At 58.7% G+C, this 11,151-nt stretch carries 10 protein-coding genes; 2 read left to right on the top strand and 8 right to left on the bottom strand.

Annotation, left to right across the window (positions count from 1 at the left end; translation table 11 throughout):
• Positions 1 to 966 (top strand): type IV secretory system conjugative DNA transfer family protein (locus tag PXK01_RS14970; RefSeq protein WP_274860687.1); only part of this gene is annotated, 966 nt, incomplete at its 5' end.
• An 18-nt stretch (positions 967 to 984) separates the two neighbouring features.
• On the opposite strand, the gene PXK01_RS14965 is transcribed toward PXK01_RS14970, so the two are convergent.
• Positions 985 to 2,406, bottom strand: a complete 1,422-nt coding sequence (locus PXK01_RS14965; RefSeq protein WP_040701697.1) for a phospholipase effector Tle1 domain-containing protein — start codon at positions 2,404 to 2,406, stop codon at positions 985 to 987.
• Positions 2,407 to 2,580: 174 nt separating this feature from the next.
• Here PXK01_RS14965 and PXK01_RS14960 point away from each other — a divergent pair, with 174 nt between their 5' ends.
• A complete protein-coding gene (locus PXK01_RS14960) occupies positions 2,581 to 2,856 on the top strand; it encodes a WGR domain-containing protein (RefSeq protein WP_007120621.1) in 276 nt (91 codons plus the stop codon).
• A 231-nt stretch (positions 2,857 to 3,087) separates the two neighbouring features.
• Here PXK01_RS14960 and PXK01_RS14955 read toward each other — a convergent pair whose 3' ends face one another.
• The 7 genes from PXK01_RS14955 to PXK01_RS14925 form a co-directional block, all read right to left on the bottom strand.
• Positions 3,088 to 3,375, bottom strand: coding sequence for a DCL family protein (locus PXK01_RS14955; protein WP_007120620.1), 288 nt, complete (start codon positions 3,373 to 3,375; stop codon positions 3,088 to 3,090).
• 18 nt (positions 3,376 to 3,393) lie between these two features.
• A complete protein-coding gene (locus tag PXK01_RS14950) occupies positions 3,394 to 6,015 on the bottom strand; it encodes a DEAD/DEAH box helicase (protein ID WP_084353841.1) in 2,622 nt (873 codons plus the stop codon).
• The gene (locus PXK01_RS14945; RefSeq protein ID WP_235859527.1) at positions 6,012 to 6,869 is read right to left on the bottom strand and encodes a HamA C-terminal domain-containing protein; all 858 of its coding nucleotides are present in this window, start codon (positions 6,867 to 6,869) and stop codon (positions 6,012 to 6,014) included. Before PXK01_RS14945 ends, PXK01_RS14950 begins: the two co-directional genes overlap by 4 nt.
• Before the next feature lie 348 nt (positions 6,870 to 7,217).
• On the bottom strand, positions 7,218 to 8,213 hold the full coding sequence (virB11, locus tag PXK01_RS14940; RefSeq protein ID WP_007120616.1) for a P-type DNA transfer ATPase VirB11: 996 nt from the start codon (positions 8,211 to 8,213) through the stop codon (positions 7,218 to 7,220).
• An 82-nt stretch (positions 8,214 to 8,295) separates the two neighbouring features.
• Positions 8,296 to 9,738 (bottom strand): TrbI/VirB10 family protein, encoded by a 1,443-nt coding sequence (locus PXK01_RS14935; RefSeq protein WP_007120615.1) that lies wholly within the window; start codon positions 9,736 to 9,738, stop codon positions 8,296 to 8,298.
• Between the two features lie 2 nt (positions 9,739 to 9,740).
• The gene (locus PXK01_RS14930; protein ID WP_007120614.1) at positions 9,741 to 10,463 is read right to left on the bottom strand and encodes a TrbG/VirB9 family P-type conjugative transfer protein; all 723 of its coding nucleotides are present in this window, start codon (positions 10,461 to 10,463) and stop codon (positions 9,741 to 9,743) included.
• A 5-nt stretch (positions 10,464 to 10,468) separates the two neighbouring features.
• On the bottom strand, positions 10,469 to 11,149 hold the full coding sequence (locus tag PXK01_RS14925) for a virB8 family protein (protein WP_007120613.1): 681 nt from the start codon (positions 11,147 to 11,149) through the stop codon (positions 10,469 to 10,471).
• Between the last annotated feature and the right edge of the window lie 2 nt (positions 11,150 to 11,151).

Here is an 11,151-nt window from a genome sequence, read left to right as displayed (position 1 = left end):
ATGACGGCCGGTCTCAAGCAATGGGACAACCCGGCGGTGCGCTCGGCCACCGAGGCGAGCGACTTCGATTTCTCGACCTTCCGGAAGACCCCTCAGTCGCTTTACATCGCGGTGTCCGAGGATCACATCGCGACGCTGGCGCCGCTCTTGCGCCTGATGTTCGCCGATCTCATCGCCTCGATCCGGCTGAACGAGCCCGGCCCGGACGAGCCCTGGCCGGTCATGATGATGATCGACGAATTCCAGCAGATGGGGGCGATGCCCTATCTCGAGCGGGCGATCCATTCGCTGGCAAGCTATGGCGGCCGCGTCGCGATGATCGCGCAGTCGCTGGCTTCGCTTGATCGGATTTACGGGCCCGAGGGCCGTGAAAGTCTCGAGAACGGGGCAGGGCTGAAGCTCTACATCACCCCGCGGGACCAGCGCACGGTGAAAGAGGTCTCCGCCGCGGTCGGCAGCACCACCCGCGAGGCGGTGACCCGGATGTACGGTCGCAACAAGGGCTTCCTTGGCGCGACCTCGACCTCGGCGCGTCTGGAAGAGCGGCCGCTACTTTCCGAGACGGAAGCGCGCCTCATGGATCCCGACGAGGTCATAATCCTCGCTTCGCCCCAGCACCCTATCAAGGCTAGCCGGATCAAGTATTACGACGATCCGTTCTTCAAGGACATGCTGGCCCGCCAGGACGGCAAGCCGTTCCCCTATCCGCCGAGTGTGCAGGGCGTGGGGCCCTGGGGCGGTGACTTTGAGGTCGGCGCAGACGACCAGGCGAAACTAGCCGAACGTGCGCCTGTCCGGGATCGATCGCAGCGGCGCGAAGCGCGCGCGATGAGCGTGATGCCGATTGAGGCCGGACGCGGGCAGCCCGAGCCCGAGACGCTCGAAAGGGAAGCCGCCGTGCCGAAGGATTGGAAGGCGGCGCTCGACCGGCAGGAGGACTTCATCGAGGAATTGTTGGGAGGGTGAGCGCCGTCGACTAGTCCCCTATTCGTCGTAGTAGAATTTCAAGTCGCGTCGCTCTTTCAATTGGGCAGGTCGGTAGGGTTTGACCTCGCCACACTGGGCGACGGCCTTGGCTCGCATGCGCTCTTCGACTGAAGGATGGAGCGGGAAGTCGTCGCCAACTGCGCGAATTCCCTTCTTCCAGCGGATGCGGAGGGGGCCAAATGCTACCATCGCGTCTTCGCGGTGCTGCAAACCCAGAGGGTCAGGGGCGCGGTTCAAGACGTTCTCGTTGATCTGGATCGACGGCACGCAGTCTTTCAATTCGTCGACCATCCAATCGAGGGCGATATCGCTCAGGCGGGACTCTGCCTCAGGATAGCTTCCACCGATGTCGCTATGACAGCCCGGGAACCAGACCTGCTTCAACCACTTCGGCTCTCGATCTTTGGTCTCAATCGCGGCCGCCTTCGATGCCCATCCAACCCTTGGAAAGTCAGCACGGTCTTCGTCGATCGCCATGGCGTGACGGGCGTGTTGGACATCGGGATCCAGCCACTTGTCGTAGTTGCGCTTGTTCCAAGCCGCGAAATGACCCGTCTTGAGAATCTGCGGCCAATCGGTTGGGCGCCAGAGCTTCAGTTTGCGCTCGGGATCGTCCGAGAAATACTTGAAGTTGTCGAGCAACAGGGAACCTAGCTGCCAAAGAAGCGCGACTAGAAGTACGCCAAGCGGAACAACCAAAAGCCAAGACCATCCGAGTGCAACGCCTGCGGCCAAAGCCGCCCCGACCCCGAACGTGACGCCCCAGACCAAGGTGCGGACAACTGCCGTTCGCAGTGATGCCACCGTGTCGAAGACCCCGATGAATGTTGGCTGAACGTTTCCCTGATTTTCTTCGCCTACGAGCGGAAAGCTCGAATACTTCTTGCGAAATCGCTTGCCGAGTTCTTCACGGTTCTTGAAGTAAGGATCTTGTCCGCGCGGTTTTCCAGCACCGTGATTATACACGAATTTTACAGCGTCCTTGGCGATCTTGCGCAATCCGGGGCCGTAACGCGGGACCGGCGAACCATCTGGCATCTGCGTCGGGACACCGCAGAGGTTCATAACGTTTGCAAGTGCTCTTACTGTGTAGGCCCCGCGCGAGAACCCAAACAGCAACACACGGTCGCCGGGCTCGTAATGGGCGATGATCTGCTCGTAGCAATCGATTATGTTGTGGTCGATGCCAGTTCCGACGGCGCTTTCCAGGATGGGCTTGATCCGACCGAAAAACCCACCGCGTTCTCCTGTTCCCAAGCCCGGGTCGTAAAAAGCCACTTGGTCCTTAGGGCTAATTGGTGAATCTGGGCCGGGACGCATGGCTCGATACATCTTGTAAACATTCGACAGCCGTTGGTCTGGCCTGGCGCCACCCATCTGGCCGGTTCCGTCCGAGAATATGCAGATGTTCTTTACCATTTGTCGCCCTATTCAAGAACACGAAGTACAGTCAAAATCCTAAACCTGCAGCAGTTCTGCCAAGCTAGGAGAGAGTGCAGCGGAAATGTTTCGCCCGAGTCGGGAAAAATTAGAACATAGTGGAAACACATATGTCTACCTGATATTGTGACACATGAGAAGGGATTGCCCAATATGTTGGATACGATGCAGCAAATGGAAGTGTTCCCGACGACAGTCGATCTCAAGCGGGTCGACCTGTCTATCAACATGCGGCGCTTCTATAGAATGAGTGTTCAACCAGACCTGTTTGGCGGCGCATGCCTCGTGCGGGAATGGGGCCGTATCGGGTTTCGAGGGCAGATGATGATCGAATTTCATGATGACGAGGGCAAGGCTGTCACGGCGCTCATGAAGCTCCATGCTAGCAAAAAGCAGCGAGGGTATAGGGCAGCCGTGGCGCAGAACTAAGATTGAATTTTAGAGAAGAAGATTTCGCATAGCATGTATTTCGCGTTTGTTTTCGGCAACCGGATCCTCCACCTTTCGGCGGTCCAGAATCCGTAGGCAGCTTAAGACCAACCGGGCACCAGTCATGGCTGGATCAGAGCCCAGTGGCAGGTCACCGCACACCAGGAAGAGCATAAACTCGAATACGAGCCAATTAATGAGCGATAGCCGATGGCAGCTCTGTGTTGATGATCAGTAACACGCTCGAAAGGAGAATTTTTCTGTCGTTCCATCGACGCGGTTGACCCAGAAGCAGCGCGTTCCGTAATCCGCCGTTCTTACACTGAAGCTTTCAATTCCCGGGCCGATCTTTTCGGCGGCTTCGGGATGCATATGCATGAGATGCGTTAGTATTTCGGCGTCTTCATTGGTTACCTTGTCACCCAGTTCATATTTGTACAGCATATCCCTAAAAAAGTCGTTTGCGTCTCCTTTCCTCGCGAATGAGAGCGATCCGATCTCTACTGGCTTTGCGGGCATAATCGCTTCCTCTCTACTCTATTCGCTGAATTCGTGGCCCGCTTCCGGATCATCAAGGCCCGATACCTGCAGCGTTTCCCTGACGATAAGGTTAGGCAGGTCCATCCCGGCGAAATTCGGGCCATGCTGATTAATCCAGGCCAGGCAACCTTCCTTGTCCAGATCGTCGCGCGCAATCTTCTCATACAAGGCCACCGCAGACATGCGGGAAAGCCCTAGTTCCATTAATGAGAGAAGCGTGATGCTGGAGACGCCAAACTCAAGCGCTATCCCGATGTCAAAGTCTTCATCAATCAGGTCCTCGCGCTCGGCTTCAGTCAAGAACAGGCGGAGGACATCCATATAGGCGGAAATATACTTCGGTGCCTTGAATCTTGCTGTCTCTTCCACCATGCTCATCGTTTCGCGAATGAGCACTGGAAGCTTGAACGATCTGTTGTTTCGTTGCTGATACTCTATACGCTTCCTGATAATTGCAGCCAAAGACAATCCTTTCAGCCACTCGACAACCACGAGCGCGTGCAGGGGAATGAGACTGTCTGGCAGGAAGACAGGATACAAATTTGCGTTAATCCGTCGCATGACGGTGACGTACCTGTCGTACGCATCGACGCTTTCCGAAGGCGCGAGCAGCAGATTTTCGATATTGCCTTCGTACTTTCGAAAAGCTTCCAGCAAACGCTGCAGGCCCACCGCGCTGACGCCTGGATGTCTTACTAGAACATCCTGCGTAATATTGATCAGCGCCGAAATACCTTCGAGGCTTCTATCGAGTTTCCGGAGCGCATCTGGAGAATGCCGTTTCGCAAATGCGGCATCGGAAAGCGTACCAAGACGAATATATGTATTGAGGAGGTAAGCCCCGACCTGTTCGAATTCTTCGCCTTGCGCAAGATCGGCCAAAGAGTCGATGTTTCTGTTCTCAAGATACGCAGCCAGTTCATCGGTGGAAGATATAACGACGTCAGTTTCTCTCTTGATCGGGTAGCGTGAGCGCTTCGGCACGCCGACGGGCCATGCTTTTTCATCCTTTGGATCGATACAGATAATATTGCCTTGGAATTCGTTTCCCCAGCGACCGGCCCGTCCCGCGAGGTTCCAGAAGTCGTGCGGCTCCATCGGGTTCCCACGGCCCTTCCGGGGACCGCGCACAACGATGGTCCTGCAAGAGAGATTTACTCCTTCAATCAGCGTCGAGGTGCAGGCAAGAAATCTTATCTTGCCGTCGCGGAACAGCCTCTCAACCTCGGTGCGGATGAGAGAGGGCATGTTTCCATAGTGAAAAGCGACACCACGTTCGACCAGCGGCGCGAGCTGATAATTACGGTGGACCCCTTTGCGGGCCAGATCAGCCAGGTCCAGCAATTCCTGATCATCTGTCTTCTCCGAGCCTTCCAACTGGCTGATAAGGAGCGCGACGTCCTCCGCTTCAGCCGCGCCGTTGCAGTAAACCAGTGTGCCGCCGCGACCGCCTGCCGCCGCTGCGATAAACGCCAGCCTTTTTTTCAGGCCCGCAGGCTTGTTTGACAGTTTAAGCGTGCCCAGTGGTATGGGTGAATCGCCCCAGACAAGGTCCAGCGACCACTCCTTGGGCTTCCGAGGCACTTGCTCGGCTAGGATCACGTTCTGCAGAACGGTTGGCATATCGGTATTGACCGACGTTTTCGGCATATCGTTCGGCGCATCCTCAAGCAGTTCTCCGGGATTTTGTGTCGAAGGACTTACAAACACGACCTTCATCATCGGGTTCTGCCGAGACACCCGCTCGATTGCATCCTGCAGTATTACACCACGCTGATTGTCTCCGATCTTGTGCGCTTCATCAACAATGAGAAGGTCTACACTGAAGTCCTCCCCGAGAAGATTGACAAGCAGGTGCAAACGCTCCTGCGTGAATACGAAGACGGCTTTCTTGTCTCCCGTCGTAGATGAGAAATAAACTTCCGTCAGCGGTAGCGACGTGATCTCGATGCCGGTGTCCGACTGACATAGCTCCTTCAGACTGAGTTCAATCTCACTCACCAAAGCCCGGGTTGGGGCAAGGTAAACGGCGATCTTTGTCTTGCTCGTGCGAACGTGATCGAGCAGCCACTGCAAAACGAGGTAAGTTTTTCCGGACGCGGTTGGCGCGGACGCTGAAAGCCAGCCGGCGCCGGAAGAGGCGCCCGCCCATAGTTCTTTCTGAAAATCGTTGACGCCTATCCATTTTCCGCTCGATTCAAGGAGTATCGAGTCCTCGAAACGTCTTCTGTTGGCTTCAAGGCGCATCGACACGCCCAGTCTGCCCTCAAGATCGGGAGCGATCCGGTTTCGCAGTATTGCCAGCTCGACGGACCTGCGATTGGACAGCTTTTCGAGGAGGACAGCCCCCGCATCCCGCACTTCCGGCGAAGTTTCGAGTGTGACGGCAGCGGTTGCGATCCGCAGCGCCGCCTCCTGATGCGTTCGTTCGGTTGATCTGGCCAAAAGGCTTCCGGCCAAAAGAAGCTGCTGCCAGTCAAAGCTCTTCTTTGGGTCAGCGGATTCATGGATTGCGTCCAGATTTGTTATCTCAGTCGCCACTGTGATCTGAGTCAACCTGATAATATCATCACGAAGCGCCTCACCCGACAGCCAATCAAAGAGTTCGGTATCTTTCATTTCTTAATACCCAGCGCCTTAAGGAACGATGCGCGAAACCCATCCGCCGAAGGCACTGGCACACAGAAAAACTGAATGTCGAATTTGTCGAGTTTCTCCACCGATAGTCTGTTCTTTACATTCTTCACCCATTTTTCCATTTCGTCATTCGCCGCCTTCAGGATGTCCTCCCCGATGCCTTTTGCATCATCTTTCGGATAGAAATCCGCATCGAAGGCGATAAGCGCGATCCCGCAATATTCGACCCTGTTCGATAGCGGTGAGGTTCGGTCGAAATATTTCCGGAATGCGGCCGTAAGTTCCGGATCACTGAGATCGGCTTTGTCGCTGAGGAGCACGAGATCCCGCTCGCGATCAGCGCCTTCGTGGTCCGTCTCCACGAGGAAAGGGGCAAGTGATGAAAGGCAATCTCTTATGGCCGCTGTAGGGTCGCCATACACCTTTGACTCGCCCCAGAAAAGTTTGAGAAGGCCGTTTTCGTTTACGGAAGCATAGACGCCGTCCGCACCATGATAGTGCATGTGAGAGTCGGTCTTAAGGTCCATCTTACAGAGCACCTGAGGAACCTTGAGAAAGCGCTCTGCGAGTAGGAAGAGCAGCATCTCGCCGCCTTCGCCAGTATTGGCAAGGTCCGTAAAAGTGCCGATTGCCTCGTGGTGCAGGGCTGCAACCGCGCTTCCGGACTTGAATCTGGCGTCCCGCGCCCGCGCATCATCCAACCGCGATTTCGGGACGGCATAATCGATAATTGAGTTGCGCATAAATTCCGCAAGACGCTCCGGCTTGACGCGTCCGTTCCCATCCACAGTCAGGCAATGACAGTGGAGACGGGCCACGCAATCTTTCAAGAGCACGTCCCGTTTAACAAGCTGGAGATGAACACCCAACTCTTCTGGATCGCCCGAAACTATATTAACCAAATCTTCTGGAAGTACTTGAGTCAGTGGTCGCCTCCTTTCGTTTTAGGGTGGTTGTGCCGACCCCGCTGCTGCTCGCATAGAGAGTATCATACGTAATTCAAATAGTTAGGTTTTTCTTCGCGCTGCGGTCAAAGAAATTGTGCGATACTCCTTCAACGCCCCAAGGTCCGGAGTGTCACCGCTGCCCGTTGATAATACGTCAGCTGTCTCCTTTTGGCGTGAACGCTACACTTCGCCTTGCGGAAGTTCAGTTCAGCGTTGCAAACGGCTGCATCGCGCCGTCTATGTCGGTAGTTTTCTCGACCCCGGCAGATAGAACTCCGTAATCCCCCGCTTCCCCTCGGCCCGCCCGAGCTGGACGATCACATCGATGGATTTCCGGATGTATTCCCGAACCTCGGCAAAGGTCAGTGGTGTGCCGGCCTGCAGCACCATGATCGCCAGTCGATCGATTGCGAGTTCTGCGGTTTCCGCGTGGATGGTGGAAACCGACCCGCCATGGCCGGTGTTGATGGCCTCGAGGTAGGTCAGGGCCTCGGCACCGCGCAGCTCGCCGACGATGATCCGGTCAGGTCGCATACGGAGGGAGGCTTGAAGGAGAGCGTTGGCGCTGCGTTGCGAACCGGCACCGCGGTCGGCAAGGAGGGCGACGGTGTTGGGCTGGCCGGGGAAGAGCTCAAAAGCGTCTTCGATGGTGATCAGCCGCTCGTGCTCGCTCACATGGGTCAGGAGGTGGCGGGCGAACGTGGTCTTCCCGGTCGAGGTGCCGCCGCTGATCAGGACGTTGAGCCGCGCCTCGACCAGAGTCTGCAGCGCGGCCTCAAGGTTCTCCTCCGCTAGACTGGCGATGTTTTTCATCTTCTCCGCGCGGAGGGCGTCGAGCGAGACGGCCTTGCCGAAGAGATAAGCCGGGGCGTAGTCCCTAATGCTGCCAGAGGCGAAGAGGCGAATGGTGATCGAGGCACCGCGATCGATGGCGGGCGGCACGGCGACCTGGACCCGAAGCGGGCGGCCCGCATATTCCACCTTGCCGGAGACGAGGGGGTTCTTTTCAGAGACGCGGGCCTTGGCATCGCCGACGATGGTCTGGGCCATGTTGAGGGCTGTGGTCCGATCCACGGTCTGACCTTCGTGGCGCATGCTGGCATCCCCCGCGACCTCGAGCCAGACCTTGCCGTCGGGGTTGATCGCGATCTCGACCACGTCGTCACGCCGCAGGAGATCGCGGAACGGGTCGAGATAACGCTCGAGGTATGAGGCTGGCGAGGCCTGATCCATCAATTCGGTGATTCCGGTAATATTGAACCTGGTTTCGCTGCCTCTCGCCTGCGGCTCGAACGCGAAACCTGATGCTTCTTTTTCATTGTGAACCGGAACCCCCGTAGATCACCACATCCCGGTCCACGAGCACGGTGACCGAGGCGCCCTGATCGACATAGATCGTCGGCGCGATCGAGACCTGATCGGCGATGACCGACCCGACAGCGTCCTGCAGGTCGCTGCTGACATCGCCCAGGACAATGCTTGTCGTCTCGTTGTTGGCACTCTCCGCCGCCACGGCAGGCGCCGCCCCGATCACGGAAATCAGCGCCGCCCCGCCGAAGCGCTCGGCAAACTTGGTGTCGACGAGACCAGTGAGGCCCGAGCGGCCAAGCTGGTCGCCGCCCACAGCGGCGATTTCCATCGAGGTGCCGTCCGGGGTCAGGACGCGGGTCCAAAGGATCAGGATGCGCTTCTGGTGCATTTCGATCCCGGAGCGGTATTGGCCAAAAAGGCGGGAGCCCCGGGGGATCAGGATCCGGTCCCCGGAAAACGCCAGCACCGGCTCGGAGACCACCGCGACAACGGAGCCGGGCAGATCGCTGTTAATAGCGGTTTGCAGCGCCGCCTGGATGACGGATCCTTGGGTCAGCGTGCGTTCGGGATGGATGAGGCGGGCGGCCTCCTGCACCTCGAGCGGTCGCGCACTCTGCAAGAACTGCTCGTTGCCCGAGAGGGCCGGTCCACTTGCGCCAGCGGCGGCAGGATCGGCCACCGCCGCGCCACTCGCACCACCACGTGGACCGTCCGCATAGACCACGGCGGGGGATTTGATCTGGGCAGTCAGAAGCTCCTCGGCGATGCGTTCGGCCTCGCGCAGACGCTGCTCCTCTTCCTGACGCCGGCGTTGTTCGAGAAGGCGCTGATCGGCGATCACCCCTTCGCGATCGAGCTCGGCCTCAAGCCCCTCGCGCTGCGCCCGTTCGGCATCGAGCATGGCCTGCAGCCCCTCGATGCGAGTCTCGGTCTGGCGTTGGAGGTTTGCCAGCTCGGTTTCCTTTGCGGCGAGCGTTGCTTCGAGCGCGGCCTTTTGCTCGTCGAAGGCCTCGCGCAGGTCCGCGACAGCGGATTGGATTTCCGAGTTGCGGGCAGCCTGGCTGGCGGCGAGGGCTTCGCGGAGCTTGGCGATTTCGGCCAGCACCTCGGCGCTCGGTTCCGGGGCAGGGGCGGCGGGCACGTCGAGCGCTTCCTCGACGGCGATCAGTGCGTCATTGACCCGTTGCTCGGTCTCGTCGGGCGGAAACTTCAGCCGCCCGCCGGAGCCGGGGCGGCGGTCCTGAAAGGTCTCGACATCGGAGGTCTCAAGCGCACTGTCACCTTCCTGCAGACCGGTGGCCAGAAAATACGCGACCCCGGCCCCGCCAAGGGCGAGGGCGGCCGCGAGCGCGCCGACCCCGAGGCTGTTTCCGCGGGGCTTGGACTTGCCGCGCTGGCTGAACTGGTCGAGACGGTCCTGAAGGTCGGGAGGGGTTTGTTCGGCCATGGTCAGTTGCTCACGTAGATGGCGCTCTCGTCGCGCCAGGCGCAGATCGCCTCATCGCCGATACGCAGCGACCAGTAGGTGTTCACCCCAAGCACCCGGACCGTGTTGCCTTGCTGGGTCCAGTTGACCGTGCGCTCACGGCCCTGGTCATCGGCCTTGAAGAGGGCGGGCTGGCGACCGTTTTCCGGGATGACGAAGTAGGTATAGCGCCCGTCGTCATAGATATGGCTGGGGCGGAAATCACCTTCGCCCGAGACGCGGTAGTTGTAGTTGCGGGGCGCCTCAAAGCCTTTGGGCTGGGTAGCCGCCGTCGCTCGACGTTCCTCATCGGGGTAGCGGAAGCGGACTTCGAAGAACATGCCGGTGCGGTTCGGGATCGAGCCTTCGCGCAGGTGGAAGGAATAGGTGCGTCGGTTGGTGATCACCGTCATGTTGGTGGAGGCATTGGCCACATGCGGTTTGATGGTCAGCACATTGCCAAGCTCTGGGATCGGATCGACCTGGAAGCTTTCGGTGTCGCCGACGATCACGGCCTCGAAGCGCTCGCCCGCCCCGAAATGGATCGTGGTCGAATGCCTCAGATCGGTTTCGATCCGATAGACCTGGTTTTCACTATAGACGGCGGTGCGGATGCGGATGTCGAGCGGGCCGCCTTGCGGCGTGGCCTCGGCGTTTGCGGCAACAGGAAGGGCAAGCGCCAGGAAAAGCGCGGGCAGAGATTTCATCTTGGTCAGTTCTCCAGAGTCTCGGCGTCGACGCGGTAGGAGGTCACCACGAAGCCCAAGGGGTTGGCCCAGACGTCCTGAAGGCGCTGGCGGGTTTCAGGTTGGAAGTCATAACCAACGGTAGCGACATAGGACCGGGTGACGGTGCGGGTGTCGCGGGGACGGCGCAGCGTGCGGGTGAAGCGGACCTGGGCCACGCCGCGCTCGATCTGGTTCACGGACTTGATCACCACCTCGATCTTGGCGTCGCGGCCATAGACGGTGATCGGGTAGTCTTCGTTGGTCGAGGACCAGAGATCGCGCAGCGTGCGGGCGGCATCGCCATCGGAACGGTTGAGCACCGAGTTGATACGCTGCTCGCCATCGGTCAGGTCATAGGTTTCCCGATCATCGACATAGGCCACGAGATTGGCCTGGATGATGGCGTCGCTCTCGGAAAGCGTCAGCGCCTGTACGGCGGCGACCCGGTCCATCTCTCCGGTTTCCTTGTCGACCACGACGACGAAGGTCTCGGTCGATTTGAGTGGAAAGAGGCTCGCGCCCGCGACCATGCCGGCAACACCAACCAGCACGCCTGCCGCCGCAACGAACCAGGCGAAACGCTCACGCCGTCTTGGCCCGTAGATGAAATCCGCCTCGAAAGCGTCGCGGTCAGGCGCGGAGGAACTGGTCACAAGCTTCTTCAAAG

The organism is Phaeobacter sp. PT47_59, assembly GCF_028890025.1.
In the GTDB taxonomy this organism is placed as follows: domain Bacteria; phylum Pseudomonadota; class Alphaproteobacteria; order Rhodobacterales; family Rhodobacteraceae; genus Phycobacter.
This window is presented reverse-complemented; position numbering and strand designations above follow the sequence as displayed.